The organism is Acinetobacter sp. Li1LvA2, from assembly GCF_056156705.1.
In genome coordinates, this window is sequence record NZ_JBSICF010000010.1 from 22,324 (window position 1) to 43,309 (window position 20,986).

Below are 20,986 nucleotides of genomic sequence, written 5' to 3' on the forward strand. Positions count from 1 at the left end.
GTTCGGTGGGGTTTTTCCGCTACAATTTAGCGTTTTTAAAAAATAAGCCCCGTATCACATGCTAAGGTTTGGCATAAAACAAACAGGCATTGATACATTTAGCCAAATTCGAAAATATGGAGTGACTTGGTTGTGAGTACTCGTTTAATGACATCTGCTGAAATTCGTGAAGCATTTTTGCGCTACTTTGAGACGCAAGGGCATACACGTGTCGCGTCGAGTTCTCTTGTTCCTGCCAACGACCCAACTTTATTATTTACAAATGCTGGGATGAACCAGTTTAAAGACTGCTTCTTAGGTCTTGAAAAACGTGACTATGTACGTGCAACTACATCACAAAAATGTGTACGTGCTGGCGGTAAACACAATGACTTAGACAACGTTGGTTACACTGCTCGTCACCATACATTCTTTGAAATGTTAGGTAATTTCTCATTTGGTGATTATTTCAAACGTGATGCACTTAAATTCGCTTGGGAATTTTTGACCAGCGATGAATGGTTAGCTCTTCCTAAAGACCGTTTATATGCGACCGTTTATCATACCGATGATGAAGCTTATGACATCTGGAATAAAGAAATTGGTTTAGCGCCTGAACGTATTATCCGTATTGGTGATAATAAAGGCGAAAAATACGCATCTGATAACTTCTGGGCAATGGGTGACACAGGTCCATGTGGTCCATGTTCTGAAATTTTCTTTGACCATGGTGATCACATTTGGGGTGGTTTACCAGGTACACCTGAAGAAGATGGCGACCGTTTCATTGAAATCTGGAACAACGTTTTCATGCAGTTCAATCGTACTGCTGACGGCGTGCTTCACCCTCTCCCTGCTCCATCTGTTGATACAGGTATGGGCTTAGAACGTATCTCTGCTGTATTGCAACATGTTAATTCAAACTACGACATTGACCTGTTCCAACACTTATTAAAAGCTGCTGCAAACATTATTGGTATCGAAGACGAAGGTCAGCCTTCTTTACGTGTAGTTGCAGACCATGCGCGTTCATGCTGTTTCTTAATTGCTGATGGGGTAAACCCAAGCAATGAAGGTCGTGGTTATGTACTACGCCGTATTATCCGCCGCGCTGTGCGTCACGGTAATAAGCTTGGTGCAACTGGTACGTTCTTCTACAAAATGTTGCAACCTTTAATCGAAGTTATGGGTGAGGCTTATCCTGAACTCGCAGCTCGTAAAGATGTGATTGAGGCAACTTTAGTTCGTGAAGAAGAACAGTTTGCAAAAACACTTGAGCAAGGTTTAAAACTACTTGAAGGTGAACTTGCTCAGTTAAAAGACAAGACTATTCCTGGTGCGACAGTCTTCAAACTTTACGACACTTACGGCTTCCCAACAGACTTAACTGCTGATATTGCACGTGAACGTGACTTTATTATTGACGAAGCTGGCTTTGAAGTAGAAATGGCTGCTCAGCGTCAACGTGCTCGTGATGCTGGTAAATTCGCGATTGACTACAACAGCATTGTACAAGTTGAAGGCGAAACCCAGTTTGACGGTTATATCAACACCACTGGTCAAGGCCAAATTGTAGCGATCTACAAAGATGGCGTACAAGTTGATGAAGTTTCTGAAGGCGACGAAGCACTTATCGTTTTAAACCAGACTCCTTTCTATGCAGAAAGTGGTGGTCAGATTGGTGACACAGGTATTTTCAAAAACGAAACTGGTATTTTTGAAGTTCAAGATACCAAAAAGTCAGGCGGTGCCTTTGTTCATCAAGGTATTGTGACCGTTGGTAACCTTAAAGCTGATCAAAACGTTGAAGCGATTGTTAAAGCAGATATTCGTGAAGCTACTGCGCGCAACCACTCGGCAACTCACTTATTACATGCTGCTCTACGTCAAATCTTAGGTTCACACGTACAACAAAAAGGTTCTTTAGTTGCAAGTGATATCTTACGTTTTGACTTTGCTAACGACCAACCTGTAACTTTTGAACAGTTACAACAGGTTGAACGTTTAGTTAATGCAGAAATTATTGCAAATACAGCTGTAACCACTGAACTCCTTGACATCGAAGCAGCAAAAGCAAAAGGCGCAATGATGTTGTTCGGTGAAAAATACGGTAACGAAGTTCGTGTTCTCGCTATGGGTTCAGTGATTGATGAGAAAAACTTCTCAATTGAACTTTGTGGTGGTATTCACGTTAAGCGTACAGGTGATATTGGTTTATTTAAAATCACTTCTGAAGGCGGCGTAGCTGCTGGTGTACGTCGTATTGAAGCGGTTACAGGTACTAAAGCTTTAGATGTAGTACAAAAAACTGATGCTGATATCCAGCACATTAATGGCTTATTAAAAGCACAGAAAGACCAAACTGTTGAGCGTGTACAGGCTAACGTAGAACTTGTTTCTGCATTACAAAAGCAGATTGAACAGCTCAATCAGAAATTGGCAAACTTCCAAGCGTCAGAATTGATTGATCAGGTACAAACGATTTCTGGTCGTCAAACGCTTATTACCACTGTTCAAGGTGTAGACGCGAAATCACTTCGCAACTTACACGACAGTGTTAAATCAAAATTAGAGAACGCGGTTATTGTGTTAGCTGGCGTAGAGGGTGACAAAGTTAGCCTACTTGCTTCAGTTGCATCACAATACACTGCAAATCTAAAAGCAGGTGACATCATCAAGCATCTAGCAACCGAGTTAGGTGGTAAAGGTGGTGGTAAACCTGACTTAGCACAAGGTGGCGCGCCACTTAACGAGAAGTTTGGACAAGTTATTGCTGCATTACCTGCATGGCTTGAACAAAAATAAGACTTCACTTTTTGTGTAACTGACCCTGAAAAGCCTCTCAGGGTCATGGCTTATATGGAAAAACTATGGCATTAATCGTTCAAAAATATGGCGGTACTTCTATGGGTACCCCCGAGCGCATTTTAAATGTTGCTCGTCGTGTTAAGCGTTGGCATGATCACGGTCACAAGGTTGTTGTGGTCGTATCTGCAATGAGTGGTGAAACAAACCGCTTACTTGCTCTCGCTAAAGCCATTACCGAAACACCTGACCCACGCGAGTTAGACCAAATGGTTTCAACCGGTGAACAGGTGACGATTTCCATGTTAGCTATGGCACTTAATTCGATTGGTGTGGAAGCTAAATCCTATACCGGACGTCAAGTCGGTATTAAAACTGACAGTGCATTTACCAAGGCGCGTATTGAGTCTATTGATACAGATGTCATGACCAATGACCTAGATGCAGGCCGTGTTATTGTTGTTGCAGGTTTCCAAGGCTTTGACGCTAATGGAAATATCACAACGCTAGGCCGCGGTGGTTCAGATACTTCTGGTGTTGCTCTTGCTGCTGCCCTAAAAGCAGATGAATGCCAAATTTACACTGATGTAGATGGCGTTTACACCACTGACCCGCGTGTTGCTCCTAAAGCCAAAAAAATTGACCGTATTTCTTTTGAAGAAATGCTAGAAATGGCTTCATTAGGTTCAAAAGTTTTACAAATTCGCTCAGTAGAATTTGCCGGAAAATATCAAGTTCCTTTACGTGTATTATCAAGTTTTGATAATGATAACGACGGCGCATTTGACGAAGAATTTAAAGAAAATGTAGGTACACTCATTACGACTGAGGCGGAAGATACTATGGAACAGCCAATTATTGCAGGTATTGCTTTTAACCGTGACGAAGCAAAATTAACGATTTTAGGTGTACCTGATGAACCGGGTATTGCTTCTAAAATTTTATCACCAGTAAGTGATGCCAATATTGAAGTCGACATGATAGTGCAAAATGTTGAAGAAGATGGCACAACAGATTTCACTTTCACTGTAAACCGTGTTGATTTAGCGAAAGCTGAAAAAATCTTAAACGAAACTGCCAAAAATATTGGTGCACGTGAAGTTTCAACACGTGATGACATCGTTAAAGTGTCTATCGTAGGTGTAGGTATGCGTTCACATGCAGGTGTAGCGAGCAAGATGTTCACTGCCCTAGCTGACGAAGGCATCAACATTCTTATGATTTCAACTTCTGAAATTAAAGTTTCTGTCATTATTGACGAGAAATATCTTGAACTTGCTGTTCGTTGTCTACATACCGCTTTTGGTTTAGATCGTGAACATGGTGAAAGCAGCGCCCGCGCTTAATTTTACCAAACGGTCAATAATTCATTAAAAAATGTTTACTTGTCCGACAATAATCAAAGAAAACACAGAGCCGCTATAGTTTTTTTTATAGCGGCTCTGTTATATTAAACGGAAAGTTTTTTGGCAGTGATTATCAAAATATGACTTTGTTCTCATATTTCTGTTAGAATCTGACTGAAAACTGAGGTTGAGCTTTTATTTGGGTACCAATATTGCAGTTTTAAGCGTTTAGCAAGGAGATAAACATGCTGATTCTGACCCGCCGTGTCGGGGAAACATTAATGATTGGGGATCAAGTCAGTGTTACTGTGCTTGGCGTCAAAGGAAACCAGGTTCGTATTGGTGTGAATGCACCAAAAGAGGTTTCTGTTCATCGCGAAGAAATTTATCAACGTATTCAACATGAACGTGCAATGCATGAACACCTTCAACATCTTGATCAAGATTATCAAGTTTCTTTTGAAGATGATAATTATGCACAGAAAAACTTCAATCGTTAATATGAAGTTATTCTCTCCCTAATTAAAGCGACTTTCTAGTCGCTTTAAATTTTTTAGGACTATTTATTTATAGGCCTAGAGCACGTTTAACAGGAGCATAGCTGCGGCGGTGCTGATCGATTACCCCATGCGCTGCAATCGCTTCAAAATGCGCTTTAGTTGGATATCCTTTATGTTTGGCAAAACCAAATAATGGATACTGCTGATCTAATTCTGTCATTTGTCGGTCACGTGTAACCTTTGCCAGAATACTCGCTGCACTGATCTCAGGATGACTCGCATCTCCCCCAACAATAGCTTCACAAGGAATAATGATTCCTTTTGGAATTTGATTCCCATCTACAATCACTTTTTGTGGTTGAGCTTTTAAACCATCAACTGCACGTTGCATGGCCAAAAAAGTCGCTTGTAAAATATTTAATTCATCAATTTCAGCGTGCGTTGCTTCTGCAATTGACCAAGCTAAAGCTTTTTCTTGTATTTCAATAAACAACTTTTCACGTTTCTTTTCAGTTAATTTTTTAGAATCATTTAATCCCTCAATTGGATTATTCGGATCTAAAATAACAGCCGCTGCCACAACGGAACCTACTAATGGGCCACGTCCCGCCTCATCTACACCAGCAATAAACATTTACTCTTCACCTTTAAACAAAAGAGGCTGATCAATAGTAATCAGCCTTCTTTAATACAAAAATCATTAATTACTTTTGTAAAGCTTCTGCCACACACTCATTTACAGTTTTTGAAACCACTTGGTTTACAATTGTAGCACGTGCATTTACATCAAATGCAGCCGCTGCCAATTCTACTGCCGTTACGCTATTTGGTGCCTTTTCGCTCACACAACCACAAACATTAGTTTGAATGCTATCACGTTGCTCAGCAGTCATAAGCTTTGTTGCTGTTTTCCAAGCAGCAACATTATTAATCTCTGTAATACATTTCGCATTTACAGCAACTTTTAATGCAGCAACACCCAACTGCTGAGTTGTTGTTTGTGCAGAAGTAGCGCCTGTACCCGTACCTGTAGTCGTTGCACACGCTGTTAAAGCTAAAACAACTGGCGCTAGAGCGAGCATCAATTTTTTCATCATTTTTTCCTTTGATTGAACGTTGGCAGCGCGTATTGTGCCTAAACTCGACTTTAGAAGAAACAAATAATTTGATGCATTTATGCAATCTTTTTTCGCCCGTAAAATTCGGCTCATCAAATGCATTTTTCCTTAAACGTTCTGTTTTTAGCACGCTCTGTTACATTTAAAACATTTCTCAAAATCAGTGCTTTCTCATAAAATTGAAAATCAAAACGACAAAAAAATAGGTTTTTTATGCCTGCTGTTTCATCTCAGTATTACACCCGTACCGCACAAATCCTGCATTGGGTGATGGCAATCATTTTCATCGCAGCATGGGCTATTGGTTTCTATAGTGGAAATTTTTTAAGTTATGACGTTGATGGTCCCTTTAAAGGCGATGTCATTACGCTGCACAAAAATATTGCGACCACCATTATCTTTTTGGTGATTATCCGGATTTTATGGCGCTATACACACCCAGCTCCAAAACTACCTGACAGCATGTCTCCAATGATGAAAACTTTGGCACATGTTGGTCATCTATTGCTTTATGTGATTTTGGTGGCTTTACCTGTCACTGGTTGTTTATTTAGCTGGAGCGCTGGTCACCCTGCCCCTGTTTTATATTTATTTGAAATTCCGCGTTTAGTACAAGATAACCCAGAGCTTTTAGCTATGGTTAAACCTTTACATATTTATATTTCTTGGTTTGCAGGCTTGCTGATTGTTGGGCATGTACTAGCTGCTTTAAAACATCACTTTGTTGATAAAGACAATATTTTAAATAGTATGACCAAACAACCTAAATAAAACGTATGTAAAAAAACCGCCTGAGATAGGCGGTTTTTTATTTAGATTTTTTGGATTTCTGCAATCCACTTTTGTTTTTCTTCATCTGAAATGAAAGAGGCTTCAAAAGAGTTAATTGCGAGTTGCTTCAACTCATCATTGTTTAAGTCTAAAGCTTGTTGGATGGCAAAGAAATTATCATTCATATATCCACCGAAATATGAAGGATCGTCTGAGTTAACCGTCACGTGTACGCCTTTTTGCAATAGACGACGGATATTATGATCTTTCATATCCTTAACAACACATAGCTTTAAGTTACTTAAAGGGCAAACAGTTAAAGGCATTTTTTCGTTAATTAAACGCGCCATTAATTGTTCGTCTTCTTCAGAACGTACACCATGATCAATACGGTTCACTTTGAGTAGATCTAAAGCTTCCCATACATATTCAGGTGGACCTTCTTCGCCAGCGTGAGCAACGATTAAGAAACCTTCTTCACGCGCCTTAGCAAAAACACGTTCAAATTTAGCTGGCGGATGCCCTACTTCGCTTGAATCGAGGCCTACAGCAATAATATCTTGTTTAAATGGTAAAGCTTGTTCAAGTGTTTCAAATGCAGCTTCTTCGCTTAAATGGCGTAAGAAACACATAATCAGTTGAGAGCTGATACCAAACTTAGCTTTAGCATCTGCGCAAGCACGCTTTAAACCGCTAATCACTGTTGAGAACGCAACACCACGGTCAGTGTGGGTTTGCGGGTCAAAGAACATTTCTGTATGAACGACATGATCTTCGGCACATTTCTCAAAATAGGCCCATGCTAAATCATAAAAGTCTTGTTCATGTACAAGAACATTTGCACCAGCATAGTAAATATCTAAAAATGATTGAAGATTATGAAAGTTATAAGCTTGCTTTACTTCTTCAACAGATTTGTAAGGAATCTGAATCTGATTGCGCTGGGCAATTGCAAACATTAATTCAGGTTCAAAAGTCCCTTCAATATGCACATGCAATTCGGCTTTTGGTAAGGCGCGAATCAGCTCGACTTGATTCATATTAACTCCACATCTAAAGAAAAAAGGGTGTGGTCAAAATCACACCCTTTTATAATTTTCTTCTTATTGAAAACTATGTCTAAGATAGTCCAAGAAGAAAATTATAAAAAATCATATTAACCGCCAAACGCGATAAATTTAAATACCCAAAGCGCAGCAATAATCCATACCATGTACGGTACAGTTTTTGCCTTACCTGTGAATAATTTAACTAATGCATAGCTAATAAAGCCCATTGCAATACCATCAGCAATTGAATAGGTAAATGGCATAAATACAATAGTTAAAAAGGCTGGAACAGCTTCAGTAATATCATCCCAATCGATATGAGTGATACCTTGAATCATCAACACACCAATGAACAATAAAGCTGGCGCCGTTGCAAAACCCGGTACAGATTGAGCAAGAGGTGCTAAAAATAAACAGCAGATAAATAAAACTGCAACCACAACAGCGGTTAAACCAGTACGTCCACCCGCTGCTACACCTGAAGCTGACTCAATATATGGTGTAGTTGAAGATGTACCTAATGCAGCACCAGCAACAATTGCAGTAGAGTCTGCAAATAATGCTTTCTTCAAACGAGGTAATTTACCGTCTTGTAAAAGACCCGCACGGTGTGAAACACCAACCAAAGTACCTGTACTGTCAAATAAATCAACAATAAAGAATACAAAAATGACGCCGACCATACTTGCTGTAAATAGACCTTTAAAATCCATTTGCATAAATGTTGGTGCAATTGAAGGGATTTGACCCACTACACCTTTAAATTCGTTTAGACCTAAAGCAGTAGCAATGCCTGTAACGACTAAGATACTAATAATGATTGCACCGCGAATCTTCAACTGATGCAAAACTACAATCATTAAAAATCCGAATAGTGCTAATAAAACTGTAGGCTGTTTGATATCACCCAAACCGACTAATGTCGCTTGGTTATCAACAATGATTCCAGCATTTTTTAGTGCAATCAGTGCTAGGAATAAACCAATACCCCCACCGATTGCAAATTTAAGCGACATCGGAATCGCATTGACAATCGCTTCACGAATTTTAAAGAAGCTAATTGCAAGAAAAACAAGGCCTGAAACAAAAACAGCCGCTAAAGCTGTTTGCCATGGCACGCCCATCCCCATACAAACCGAGTAGGTAAAGTAAGCGTTTAAACCCATACCAGGGGCCAGTGCGATTGGATAATTTGCAATGATCCCCATTACTAAACATCCGATAGCTGCTGCCAAACAGGTCGCAACGAATACGGCACCATGATCCATGCCGGTTTCAGATAAAATGAGTGGATTGACAATAATGATGTAACACATCGTTAGGAATGTAGTTACACCAGCAAGAACTTCAGTTCGGAAAGTGGTTTTATTGTCGCTTAACTTAAATAAACGCTCTAACCAGCCTGCCGAAGAATTGGGCGCTGCCATAAGTAGCCTCTATGCAAAATCTGAACTGTGGAATATTTACGTCTATGTAGGTCGCTGAACAATATTGTTTTTCTGTTCAGCCCTATAAACAAGAATCTCAAACTTATGAAGCAACAAATATGCCACTCATTTGATGTCTGTTTTCATACATAGAAAATAGCCACAGCCCCTCTTGAAACACAAAAAAGCTGCATAACCCCTATGCAGCTTTTTTACTATACGTTCAATAAGTTTAACAGATTCAACAGAAACATGATCAAAATTTATGAAAAGATATGACCAATGACACTGTAAAATTTAGAAGTTTATAGCTCAATGCTGCTAGAAAATAATTTTTTTTCGCCAATATATTCTTGCATATTATAAGAAGCTAAATTGCTGTGATGAGCATGATTTGGATTACGTTCGATACTTTGTAGGTTTCTTTCTGCTTCTTGTATGATCCGCATGAGCTCTTGATGTCTTTTATTTTGACTATCTAAATAGGCCCAATACCCTAATACAAAGACAATACTCACACACAACACTATTAATACTTTATTGATCATTATTATTATCTCTATGTTTTTAATGTTAATGATCTTAACAAAAAATTATAGCTTTGTGAATATTTTCACATTTATTTACAATAACGTACTCTCACTCAAATTATTGAAAAGAAAGGTGATTTTAAATCCATCATTTAAATAAGTAATAAATACAAAACATTTCCATTGAAAAGTAACTTTATTTCAAAACAGTTTAGGTTTAGTTATTTTTTAAATTAGCTTTTTATTCATTTTTATTATTAAGCTCCTTTAAATACACATTGTAGACTAATGTGTATATAGCATGAAATATCTCTAAATTTTTTACCGATTAAATAGGCTAAAAAGATTCATTTTTCTTTCAATTGTTTTATTTAAAAGTGTTTGGTGATCTTACTATTTCTCAAATTTCATCTTTAGCTTTAAAGGTAAAATTTCAATATTAACCAAAATAGCTTTTTTCTTAGTCAACAAATAATTTTCATTTAATCGTTCTAAAAATCGTACCAAGCTTTCCATTTTCAGTGCTTTATTACAATAAACGCTACGATAAACTACGCTCAGATAGAAAATTAAATCAGGAGAATACATCATGTTTGATATGCGTTTATCTCACGAGCGTGGTGCAGCACATCATGGTTGGTTACAATCAAAACATAGCTTTTCATTTGCTAACTATAGGGATCCTAAACAAGTTGGTTTTTCTGATCTACTTGTAATTAACGATGATAACGTTGCTCCATCTAAAGGCTTTGGTACTCACCCTCACCGCAATATGGAAATTATTTCCTATGTACTTGAAGGTGCATTAGAGCATAAAGACTCAATGGGTACAGGCTCTGTGATTGTGCCAGGTGACATTCAGCTCATGAGTGCAGGTCGTGGTGTTGCTCATAGTGAATTTAACCATTCAGCTCAAGAAGGCGTTCATTTCTTGCAAATTTGGGTTGTTCCAAATGAAGTGAATACAGACCCGGGCTATCAACAAGTTCATATTGATGAAGCAGACAAACGCGGTAAATTGCATTTGATCATCTCACCAAAAGGTGGCGAGAAAACTTTATCGATCAAACAAGACATTAATATTTACTCAGGTCTTTTTGATGGTGAAGAAACTGCTGAATTTGTGATTCCTGAGGGGCGATATGTTTATCTACACGTTGCTAAAGGTCGTGTTGATGTAAATGGTAAAACATTTAACACTGGCGATGCTGCACGTATTCGTGAAGGCGGAAGTTTATCGTTTACCAATGGTGATAACGCCGAAATTTTGATTTTCGATATGCGTCCTGAAGAAGTTCCAACCATGCCATAATGCAACTAAGCCCTCGCATAAAATTTATGCGGGGGCTTTGTTATTGTTAATCGGACTTATAAAAATTCTAACTCAGCTCAATGTTCTTCTGAACGTGCCATCTCTGTATTAATATAGCTCATAATCATAGTCGTTAGCCCCTGCACCATTTCGTCAAAACTAATAAAAGGGTTTGGCAAAATAAGGTGCCGCGCAACATTAAAAATTCCACTATTGATACAAATGTAGGTAATTACAGGCAAATTATTGATTTTTAGGTATTTAGGATTGTGCATCATATATTTCATGATGACTTCCATTAAGGCCTGTTCAATTTTGGGAATGTATTTATCGTACTGCAATTCTCCTGCATAACGTAAAACGGTTAAGTAACGGTCATTATTTTTCTTTAATAAATCACTAAAAGTATAAAAAATCATTTCGATAACAGGCTCTAATTCCAGCTGTAAAATCGTCGGCGTAAGCTCTGTAATCATGTCCAGAATTTCCCGAACAAAAAAATGATTCATCGCATCATAAATTTCTTCTTTATTTTTAAAATATTCATATAAAGACCCGACACTCACGCCTGCAATTTCTGCAATATGACGTGTTGTAGTACCACTTGGTCCATGAAGTGCCACTGCAATAAAACCTGCTTCAATAATCGTGTCGACAGTGACTTTGGCTCGAGTTTGACGAGGTTTACGCGTAGTCATACGATCTAATCAATAATCCGAACATAAAGTCAGATTAGCATGTAATTCGACTGGGTAGAAATAAAAAAACAAAATCCGAATAGTTGTCAAACTTAGCGAAAAAAAATTTAGAAAAATATTCCCAGAGCCATGAGTGAATATGTGTTTCAAGTGGCTATTTTATTAGCTTAAATACAAATTAATTTATTATTTTTCAAATATATAAAATAAAATCAATTAAAAATTTTACTGCAAAAAATGTCTACAAAATACTTTTATATATTTAAAAATTTACCCGAATTGAATCCGAACATAATGTCAGATTAATATGAAAAAATTAAAGAAGAGTCATTAAGTAGCTCTTGTCTACATCGGCTCTTCTTCCGTTATTCAGCCAAATAATCAAACAAATAACGGAGCAACAACACCGTAGTCAATGCAGAAAATCATCTGTTTTTGAAAATGGAATTTTATAGTGCTTTGTTGATCATTGAGTTTATCGATTTTCATCAAAATGCACCACTACTTTGCCTCAGGGTGTCGCCATGATCTCGACCGCAGTTAAAAAATCATTCAACAAACTTAAATTTCAGCGTGAAATTGAAGTACCCGATTTTGCTAGCAAAAGTTCTATTCCAATTCGTCACTTAAATATTGGTTTTGATGGTAAGGAAATTGATGTCAGATTCTATATGGACAACCAATTTGCTACTTTATTTTTTGCCACACTTTCGGTGTTTTTAACCTATGGTGAAGATCTGGTTATTGAAACCGCTCGCCATCACCGCGAATTTATTAAAGACCCAGTTTTAAAGCAACGTGTTACCTCACTGATTGGCCAAGAAGCAATTCATTCTAAATTGCACAATGAATATAACGATGCCCTTCAAGATGCCGAATATCCTGTTGCGCTCTATCGTTTTCTTGGCTCGAACTTCTTTAAATATGTTTTCTTAAAGTTTCCACAGCCACTCAAATTATCAATGATGGCGGGTATTGAGCATTTTACTGCGGTACTTGCTGAATACATGATGAAGCATGAAAAGAATTTCTACTACTCAAATGATGAGAAAAGCCGTGCGTTGTGGATGTGGCACATGCTTGAAGAATCTGAACATAAAGACATTGCATACGATGTTTATCAAATCCTAAATGGCAGCTATCCCTTACGAGCTTCTGGTTTCGTTCTAGCTCTCATTACCATTTTAGGGTTAATTCCTGCCACTACATTATTTGTTCCTGTTTTAAGAAAGCCGCAAGAAATGCTGACTTTAAAATTCTGGAAAGATGCTCGTCGCGGTGTAGGCTTAATCTTTGGTCCAAAAGATGGCGTATTCGGTAGTACGATTGGTCAAATTCTTGACTACTTACGTCCAGACTTTCATCCAAATGATCATGATACAACTGAGTATCTTGAATATTACAAAAAGAAATTGCTGACCGAAGGCGGTGCAATTGCACCTTACTTTGTTAAAGAATTTACCCCACCAGTACGCATGTCTTAATCGTCCTGTATTTCCAGCTATCAAAAGGTAGCTGGTATCTCTTCAAGCTATTTATGGATGAATCATGATTTTATTTGGCAAAAAGAAAGTTAAACCAAGCCAAAAAGCTTATGCCGTAGTAACGGGTGCAGGCAGTGGGATTGGTCGAAGTTTTGCAATGGAACTTGCGAAACGTGGTGGCAGCGTAGTGTGTGCAGATATTAATCTCGAAGCTGCTGAAGAAACAGTAAAACTTCTTGAACAAGAAGGCGCCAAAGCTTTTGCTATGCGTTGTGATGTGGGTAATGCTGAACAGGTTAATCATCTAGCTGAAACTGCTGAAATCTTACTTGGGCATCCTGTGACTCTTGTCATTAATAATGCTGGTGTCGGTTTGGGTGGTAAGTTTGACGAGCTAAGCCTAGAAGACTGGAATTGGGTCATGAATATTAACCTTTGGGGTGTTATTCACGGTTGTCATGCCTTTGTTCCAAAGTTTAAAAAGCTAGGTTACGGCGCAATTATTAATGTGGCATCTGCTGCATCTTACACTGCTGCACCAGAAATGACCGCTTATAACGTGACTAAAGCGGGTGTACGCGCACTTTCAGAAACGCTTTCTGCTGAACTGCGTAAGTTTAATATTAAAGTGAATGTACTCTGCCCGACGCTGGTTCCAACCAATATCATTAAAAATGGTCGAATTCCCGGACGCTATTCAAAGCTAGCAGACCATGCACTGATGAACTATGCCTTCACCACAAGTGACGATGTTGCAAGATTAACGCTTAATCGCCTTGATCAGGATGAGTTGTATACCATTCCTCAAATTGATGCAAAGTTATTCTGGCTCATGAAACGTGCATCTCCAAGCTTGTATAACAAGTTCCTTGGCACATCGTACAAATTATTTAAATAAGAAATTTATAGGTAGTACACATATGACTGCTCAAATGAAAACAAATGCTTCAGCAAAAAAAGCTGTCAAATCACCAAACCATATTTTCGATACTTTTATTGTGGGTGCTGGTATTTCAGGTATTGCCGCTGCCATTCGCCTAGATCAAGTTGGTTATACCAATTATAAGATTATTGAAAAAGCTGGTCGCGTGGGTGGAACATGGCGTGAAAACACCTATCCAGGTTGTGGTTGCGATGTACCTTCTGCTCTTTATTCCTACTCATTTGCACCAAGTGCAAAATGGAGCCATTTATTTGCACGCCAACCAGAAATCTTAAGTTATCTGGAAGATGTGAGTAACGAGTTTAATGTTACGTCTAAAATTGAGTTTAATAGCGAACTGCTCAACGCAGCGTGGGATGACTCACGTCATGTGTGGGTACTTGATACTAGTACTGGTCAATATTTATCTAAAACCGTTATTTTTGCCACAGGTCCAATTACCGAAGCTCAAATTCCACGTCTTGAAGGCTTAGAAACATTTAAAGGCGAAATGTTCCATTCTGCTAAATGGAACCATGATTATGATTTGACAGGTAAACGCATTGCCGTGATTGGTACTGGCGCATCTGCCATTCAATTTGTGCCACAAATTCAACCAAAAGCGAAAGAGCTGTTTGTATTCCAACGTACAGCACCTTGGGTACTACCAAAACCAGATACAGACTTAGGTGAATTTAGTAAATCAGTGATTGCTAAATATCCGTCTATTCAGGCGAGCTGGCGTAAAAGTGTAGCGTTAACGCTGAATGCAATTAACTTTGGTTTACGTAATCCACTTGCATTAAAACCAGTCAATGTATTGGGTAAGCAATTACTTAAATTACAGATTAATGATCCTGTGCTACGTAAAAACGTAACGCCAAACTTTGATATTGGTTGTAAACGTATTTTATTCGCTAACAATTATTATCCAGCGCTACAAGCACCAAACACCACCCTAATCCCTCATGGTTTAGTGAAAGTTGAAGGCAATACGGTGGTTGCTGCAAATGGTGAGCGCCACGAAGTTGATGTGATTATTTGGGGTACAGGCTTTGAAGTATCTCACCCGCCAATTGGTAAACGTGTCCATAATGAAAAAGGTCAATGTTTACAAGATATATGGAAAGATAGCTCACCAGAGGCTTACTTGGGGACCAACATTGAAAATGTACCAAATGCATTTTTAGTTTTAGGGCCTAACGTACTGGTTTATGACTCTTTCATTGGTTTGGCGGAAGCACAGCTCGACTATATCGTAGATGGCTTATTGAAAATTAAAAACAAAGGAATTAGCAAGATAAATGTTAAATCTGATGTAATTAAAAAGCATAACGATTTAGTGCAAAAACACCTAAAAACGACTGTATTTAATAGCGGCGGCTGTAAGAGTTACTACCTTGATGCCAACGGACGTAACTTTGCTGCATGGCCTTGGTCATTGAAAAAGCTTAAACAACGTTTGAAAAAAGTAGATTTGAAAGATTATGAAGTGACATATCAAACCACAAAAACTCACTAATTTGTAATTTCGATCAAATCTGTTGTAAGAAATAGGCAGTGTATTTTAGGTTTTCATGAAATACACTGCCTTCTTCGTTGAATATCTTCAAGAAATAAAAAAACAGGATAAAGATGAAAGAAGGTCAATCAAGTCGTACCGCCGAAGCTGCTGCTGCATTACGGGCCAATCATTTTCAAAATACGAAGAACCCTGTATTTTCAGACCCTTATGCTTTTGAACTAACCAGTAAAGGCTGGAAAAAACTGCTCTCTAACCCACTGATTGTTAAAGTCATGAATTCTGCGGTTTTAAACCATACTTTAGGTCTACTTACTGGGCAAGTGGTCGGGCGCTCGCGTTATGCCGAAGATTTACTTGATCGAGCAGTTCAACAGAACACTCAACAATACGTATTAGTGGGTGCTGGCCTAGACTCTTTTGCCCTACGCGAGTCTCACCATTACCCTGCTTTGAAAATCTTTGAAGTAGACCATCCTGATACTCAAGCTGCCAAACAGGCCAAGCTAAAAAAACTAGGAAATATTCCTGCTACCGTTGATTTTGTCGCGATTAACTTTGAAAAAGAGTCTATTTCGGAAGCTTTGATTAGAAGTCTCTATGAGCCAACCGCTCCTGCTTTTTTTTCGTGGTTAGGCACAACACACTATTTAAACCCTCAAACCACTTTGCAAACTTTAAAAAGTATTGCTGAATTTGCTGCAAACGGTAGTGAAGTTGTACTCGACTATTCAACTGATTTCCAAGAATTGAATGGTATCGAGCGACTTGGAAGTATGGGCGTTGCACAGTTTACCCACTTGCTGAAAGAGCCTTTATTGGGGCAATTTAAACCAATAGATTTACATCATGCAGTGGAGCAAATGGGATTTGAAGTAGTCGAAGATCTTTCAGGCGAAGCAATTACTGAACGTTATTTTAATGCACGAACAGATGAGATTCGTCACACCTCAGCAACGCGGTTATTACATTTGCGGTTAGCGAAATAAAATATGTTAATTATTGATTGTTTAAGCGCATGGCATGAGGTGTTTTGCCATGCCATCTTTTATAAGCATGAATAAAACTGGCTGTTTCTGCATAGCCTAACCACTCTGCAATCTGCTCAACCGAAGCTTTTGGTAATGCCAAATATTGCTCTGCTAAAACTTGCCTAACTTCTTCCCGAATCTGGATAAACGTCATCTCTTCTTGCGCTAAATGGCGACGTAAAGTGCGAGCATTTAAATGCAATCGATCAGCAACCACTTCCATGGATGGCATTTCACCTCGAATATTCATCAATTGTCTTTGTACCAATGCTGTGAACTGCTTTTGTGACTGACGTTTATCGAGAATTTGCCGACATTGCTCTTCGGCTGTATTTAAAACCAGATCATTGGCCATCTGCAACTTCTGGTCAACTTTGTGCGCATCGAGTAGAACAAAATTCCGACCTGCGCCAAACTCTGGCAAGATACCAAATAAATCTATATAAGGTTGTACATCACCTTTAGGCTGAAAAGAAAAAGCCAAATATTGGCAAAAATTATCTTGCACAAGGTCGCGTTGCACCGTAATAAGCGCGGCGGCATCACGTTGAATAATAAATTGTCTAACCGAAGAAGGTATATCTTCATCTGTGAGTTCAATAAGGGGACCGTCTTTAGTGTCTGAAACAATAAAACGGGTAAATGCAAACGTTAATGAAAAATAAGTCAGTGCAAAATCAAGCGCTTCACGGATACTAGCACTACTTATAAGCGCCATACCTAAAGGTCCAAATGTGGTGAAATGATAACGTGTACCTACTTCTAAACCTAAAGTTGGCCGATCTTCAAAGAGTTCGACTAAATTATGGATGAGCTGTAATTCTTGATGTCCAGAAACTACCATATTGGGATCAAGCAACTGCTGCTGGCTAATTCCAGTTCCTTTTAAAATAGTTTGATAAGAAACGCCTGATTCCACTGCAAAATCAGCCATTAACCGAACACTATGTACACTGCGTTCAAATGCCCATGCGTACGTCACTGTACCATCCAAAAATGTCCTCGAATCACAATATTTTGTCCTCATCCATCCTCTAAATCAAGTTAATAAACGTCTATTCTGCATACAGGAAATTGCGAATCTTTCGCCCACTGTTTTTAAGGATTTAGAGCAGCCTATGTTTAATTCGTCGACTAATTCAAATAAAAATGTACGCATTGCTATTATTGGCACTGGCTTTGGTGGTCTAGGCCTTGCCATTCGTCTCAAACAAGCAGGTTTTGAACAATTTACGCTCTTTGAAAAAGCTAGCGATGTTGGTGGCGTATGGCGTGACAATACGTATCCGGGCGCTGCTTGTGATGTGCCTTCTCATCTGTATTCTTTTTCTTTTGAGCAAGAGCTAGGCTGGAAAAATCGCTACGGAACATCTCAAGAGATTTATCAATATTTACGCCACTGTGCGGATAAATATGACATTCATCCACATATTCAATTTAATACTGAAATAGCCAGTGCCGAATTTGATGCCCTACAAGGTGTATGGCATATTCAAAGTACTTCTGGTGAACAGTTTGAAGCTGAATTCTTAGTGGGCGCGGTAGGCCAACTTAACCGCCCTGCTTATCCAAAACTTAAAGGGATTGAAACCTTTAAAGGTAATGCATTTCACTCAGCGCGTTGGGATCATGATTATGACTTAACTGGCAAACGTGTTGCTGTGATTGGTACAGGTGCAAGCGCAATTCAGTTCGTACCTGAAATTGCCAAACAGGTAGCACATCTAGACGTTTATCAACGTTCGGCACCGTATGTTATTCCTAAACCAGATCGGGTTTACCAACCTTTAGAGAAAAAAGCTTTCCGTAAACTGCCGATTTTGCAAAGTCTAGACCGTGCTTTGCAATATGGTCATCATGAAATTCGCCTACTTGCTTTTACAACTTCGCTGAATGAAATGCCTTTGGTGGAATATTTATTCCAGCGCCATATTCGTAAAGTGGTTAAAGACTCCAAATTACGTCACCGTTTAATGCCGGACTACCCAATTGGCTGTAAGCGTATTTTAATCTCTAACCATTGGTATGAAACACTGACTCAAGCTCATGTCGATGTGATTAATACGGGCATTCAGGAAATTACCGAAAACGGCATTTTAGATGTGAAAGGAAATCTACGTGAAATCGATACCATTATTTATGGTACAGGCTTTGCCGCAACGGAATTTATGGCGCCAATGCAGATTACAGGTCTTGATGGTCGTACCTTAAAAGACACATGGAAAGATGGTGCAGAAGCTTATCTCGGCTTAACTGTGAGCGGCTTTCCAAACTTCTTTATGCTTTATGGTCCAAACACCAATCTTGGGCACAATTCAATTGTCTATATGATTGAAAGCCAAGTGAATTATATTTTAGATGCCATTCAAACAACCCTACAAAACAAACTTCTGTTCACCAATGTTCGTGCAGAAGTTCAACATGAGTTTAATCAAAGCATTCAAGAAAAAATGAAAAAAACTGTCTGGGCACAAGGTTGTACCAGTTGGTATCAAACTGCTGATGGCAAAAATACCAATAACTGGCCGGGTTTTACCCTTGAATATCGTCAACGTACTCGTCGCTTCGATGTTGAAAACTACACTCAGGTTTCGGCTATTTCTTAAACAAGCTTCACCATAGGAAATGAGAAAAATAAACGGAGAATTTTATGAAGTCTTTTAAAAATAAAGTCGCAGCTGTGACAGGTGCTGGCTCTGGTATTGGACAAGCACTTGCCATAGCACTCGCAAAACAAGGTTGCCATCTGGCACTTTCCGATATTAGTGAAGCTGGATTAGCGAAAACAGTCGAGCTGTTGGCACCCTATTCTGTCAAAGTCACCACTCAAAAAGTTGATGTGGCTAAGCGTGATGAAGTTGCAACTTGGGCAAAGGCAGTTGTAGACGAACATGGCCAAGTTAACCTGATTTTTAATAATGCTGGTGTCGCAATAGGTAGTACGGCTGAAGGTGTGAGCTATGAAGATCTTGAATGGCTAATTGGTATTAACTTTTGGGGTGTGGTTTATGGCACCAAAGAGTTTTTACCTTACTTAAAGCAAAGTGGTGATGGGCATATTATTAATATTTCTAGTATGTTTGGCTTAACAGCTCAACCGACTCAAAGTGCTTATAATGCCAGTAAATTTGCTGTTCGTGGCTTTACTGAATCTCTACGCCAAGAACTCGATATGCAAAATGCTGGAGTGAGTGCGACCTGTGTGCATCCGGGTGGTATCCGTACCAATATTGCCAAAGCTGCCCGCATGAATAATAGTGTCCAGTCTTTAGGAATGGATCCTTTAAAAAGTCAGGATGCTTTCGATAAATTACTTCGCACCCCTGCTGATGAGGCCGCTAATCAAATTTTAGAAGCTGTCCGTAAGGACCGTCGCCGTTTATTAATCGGAGCCGATGCGAAAGCCGTTGATGTGATTCAACGTATTCTTCCACAGGGTTATCAAAAGATTTTTGCAACTGCGACTGCCTTGCAAACTCGCCTACTCAACAAATCAGCAAAATAAAAACAGTGGTCAGCATGCTCTTCATTTTAAGAGATGCTGACTGTCATTAGGCTTAGTATGAGTCCTTATTATGAAGCAGCTTCTTGCATGGACTATTCGTACCACGCTACGTCCAGCTTTATCCCCTAAAACACCACTAAAGCTACAACGTTTTTGTAGCGACGCAGCCAGTGCAATTGTGCTTGGGCCACGTGGCTATAAAACAAAAAAGCAAACAATTGCTCAAGTACCGACAGTTCATATTCAGCCCAAAACGACTCAATCAGGACTCAGTATTTTATATTTACATGGCGGAGGCTATGTGGTGGGTAGCTCAAAAAGTCACACTAAGCTTGCGGCTCAAATCGGACATGCAGCCCAAGCACAAGTCTGGTTAGCTGAATATCGTCTAGCTCCAGAGCACACAAGCCCAGCTGCGATTGAAGATGTAATTGCTGTCTATAAAGCTTTACTTGCTCAAGGACAAGACCCGACGAAACTCGTGATCGCTGGCGACTCTGCTGGCGGTGGCCTGAGTTTAAGTGCTGCAATTGCGATACGAAATGCAGGGTTACCGTTACCAGCGGCATTAGTTTTACTTTCACCTTGGGTTGACTTAAGCCTCTCTGGAAGCACGATGAAAACTCATGCTGCTCAAGATGCGATGCTCTCCGAAGACTGGTTAGCGTGGTGTGCAAAAAACTATTGCGGACAAAAATTGGTAACCGATCCAATCTGTTCCCCACTCTATGCCGACTTAACTGGATTACCACCTGTTTTAATTCATGTCGGTACAGAAGAAGTCTTATTAGACGATGCAAAACGCCTTGCTGAACAAACTGAAAAATACGGTATTCCGACGAACTTGAAGGTTTATGACCGAGTCGGACATGTTTTTCAGTTCCACGCGGGTATACTAAATGAATCTAATGACTCGATTGAGCGCATTGGGCAATTCATTGATAAACATACACAGTCAATATAAAAATATCGCCAGAGAGGAGTCCT

Annotated in this window: 19 protein-coding genes; 12 read left to right on the plus strand and 7 right to left on the minus strand. The window is 39.2% G+C overall.

What is annotated here, in order from left to right:
- Positions 1-147: 147 nt before the first annotated feature.
- From alaS to csrA, 3 genes are all read left to right on the plus strand, one after another.
- Positions 148-2,784 carry an alanine--tRNA ligase gene (gene alaS, locus ACS604_RS16705; protein WP_111854716.1) on the plus strand — a complete coding sequence of 879 codons (2,637 nt, stop codon included), beginning with the start codon at positions 148-150 and terminating at the stop codon, positions 2,782-2,784.
- A 65-nt stretch (positions 2,785-2,849) separates the two neighbouring features.
- Positions 2,850-4,130 carry an aspartate kinase gene (locus tag ACS604_RS16710; RefSeq protein WP_004793772.1) on the plus strand — a complete coding sequence of 427 codons (1,281 nt, stop codon included), beginning with the start codon at positions 2,850-2,852 and terminating at the stop codon, positions 4,128-4,130.
- Positions 4,131-4,375: 245 nt separating this feature from the next.
- Positions 4,376-4,630 (plus strand): carbon storage regulator CsrA, encoded by a 255-nt coding sequence (gene csrA, locus ACS604_RS16715; protein WP_004793773.1) that lies wholly within the window; start codon positions 4,376-4,378, stop codon positions 4,628-4,630.
- Between the two features lie 67 nt (positions 4,631-4,697).
- On the opposite strand, the gene rnhB is transcribed toward csrA, so the two are convergent.
- Positions 4,698-5,264, minus strand: coding sequence for a ribonuclease HII (gene rnhB / locus ACS604_RS16720; RefSeq protein ID WP_474772303.1), 567 nt, complete (start codon positions 5,262-5,264; stop codon positions 4,698-4,700).
- A 70-nt stretch (positions 5,265-5,334) separates the two neighbouring features.
- On the minus strand, positions 5,335-5,724 hold the full coding sequence (locus tag ACS604_RS16725) for a hypothetical protein (protein WP_004793775.1): 390 nt from the start codon (positions 5,722-5,724) through the stop codon (positions 5,335-5,337).
- Between the two features lie 237 nt (positions 5,725-5,961).
- On the opposite strand from ACS604_RS16725, the gene ACS604_RS16730 reads away from it, so the two are divergent.
- Positions 5,962-6,519, plus strand: a complete 558-nt coding sequence (locus ACS604_RS16730) for a cytochrome b (RefSeq protein WP_474772304.1) — start codon at positions 5,962-5,964, stop codon at positions 6,517-6,519.
- A 41-nt stretch (positions 6,520-6,560) separates the two neighbouring features.
- Here the strand turns inward: ACS604_RS16730 and ACS604_RS16735 are convergent, their stop codons facing one another.
- The 3 genes from ACS604_RS16735 to ACS604_RS16745 form a co-directional block, all read right to left on the minus strand.
- A complete protein-coding gene (locus ACS604_RS16735) occupies positions 6,561-7,559 on the minus strand; it encodes an adenosine deaminase (protein WP_130118656.1) in 999 nt (332 codons plus the stop codon).
- A gap of 116 nt (positions 7,560-7,675) precedes the next feature.
- On the minus strand, positions 7,676-8,995 hold the full coding sequence (locus ACS604_RS16740) for an NCS2 family permease (RefSeq protein WP_004793782.1): 1,320 nt from the start codon (positions 8,993-8,995) through the stop codon (positions 7,676-7,678).
- 305 nt (positions 8,996-9,300) lie between these two features.
- Positions 9,301-9,543: a hypothetical protein gene (locus tag ACS604_RS16745; protein WP_004793783.1), complete on the minus strand. Its 243-nt coding sequence runs from the start codon at positions 9,541-9,543 to the stop codon at positions 9,301-9,303.
- 571 nt (positions 9,544-10,114) lie between these two features.
- Here ACS604_RS16745 and ACS604_RS16750 point away from each other — a divergent pair.
- Complete coding sequence (locus ACS604_RS16750) at positions 10,115-10,837, plus strand: pirin family protein (RefSeq protein WP_474772306.1); 723 nt, start codon at positions 10,115-10,117, stop codon at positions 10,835-10,837.
- Between the two features lie 77 nt (positions 10,838-10,914).
- Here the strand turns inward: ACS604_RS16750 and ACS604_RS16755 are convergent, their stop codons facing one another.
- A complete protein-coding gene (locus ACS604_RS16755; protein ID WP_238612476.1) occupies positions 10,915-11,535 on the minus strand; it encodes a TetR/AcrR family transcriptional regulator in 621 nt (206 codons plus the stop codon).
- Positions 11,536-12,059: 524 nt separating this feature from the next.
- On the opposite strand from ACS604_RS16755, the gene ACS604_RS16760 reads away from it, so the two are divergent.
- The 4 genes from ACS604_RS16760 (at position 12,060) to ACS604_RS16775 (ending at position 16,452) form a co-directional block, all read left to right on the plus strand.
- Entirely contained in the window at positions 12,060-13,019 is a 960-nt protein-coding gene (locus ACS604_RS16760; protein ID WP_174730392.1) for a metal-dependent hydrolase, read from the plus strand.
- 64 nt (positions 13,020-13,083) lie between these two features.
- Entirely contained in the window at positions 13,084-13,917 is an 834-nt protein-coding gene (locus ACS604_RS16765) for an SDR family NAD(P)-dependent oxidoreductase (RefSeq protein ID WP_474772307.1), read from the plus strand.
- A gap of 22 nt (positions 13,918-13,939) precedes the next feature.
- Positions 13,940-15,463 carry a flavin-containing monooxygenase gene (locus ACS604_RS16770; protein WP_004793788.1) on the plus strand — a complete coding sequence of 508 codons (1,524 nt, stop codon included), beginning with the start codon at positions 13,940-13,942 and terminating at the stop codon, positions 15,461-15,463.
- 113 nt (positions 15,464-15,576) lie between these two features.
- Complete coding sequence (locus ACS604_RS16775) at positions 15,577-16,452, plus strand: class I SAM-dependent methyltransferase (protein ID WP_174739422.1); 876 nt, start codon at positions 15,577-15,579, stop codon at positions 16,450-16,452.
- A 10-nt stretch (positions 16,453-16,462) separates the two neighbouring features.
- Here ACS604_RS16775 and ACS604_RS16780 read toward each other — a convergent pair whose 3' ends face one another.
- Entirely contained in the window at positions 16,463-17,476 is a 1,014-nt protein-coding gene (locus tag ACS604_RS16780) for an AraC family transcriptional regulator (RefSeq protein WP_151963548.1), read from the minus strand.
- Between the two features lie 136 nt (positions 17,477-17,612).
- Between ACS604_RS16780 and ACS604_RS16785 the strand changes: the two genes are divergently transcribed.
- The 3 genes from ACS604_RS16785 (at position 17,613) to ACS604_RS16795 (ending at position 20,963) form a co-directional block, all read left to right on the plus strand.
- Entirely contained in the window at positions 17,613-19,100 is a 1,488-nt protein-coding gene (locus ACS604_RS16785; protein ID WP_174739425.1) for a flavin-containing monooxygenase, read from the plus strand.
- Between the two features lie 44 nt (positions 19,101-19,144).
- Positions 19,145-19,999, plus strand: a complete 855-nt coding sequence (locus tag ACS604_RS16790) for an SDR family NAD(P)-dependent oxidoreductase (protein WP_174739427.1) — start codon at positions 19,145-19,147, stop codon at positions 19,997-19,999.
- A 70-nt stretch (positions 20,000-20,069) separates the two neighbouring features.
- On the plus strand, positions 20,070-20,963 hold the full coding sequence (locus tag ACS604_RS16795) for an alpha/beta hydrolase (protein WP_174739429.1): 894 nt from the start codon (positions 20,070-20,072) through the stop codon (positions 20,961-20,963).
- The last annotated feature ends 23 nt before the right edge of the window (positions 20,964-20,986 follow it).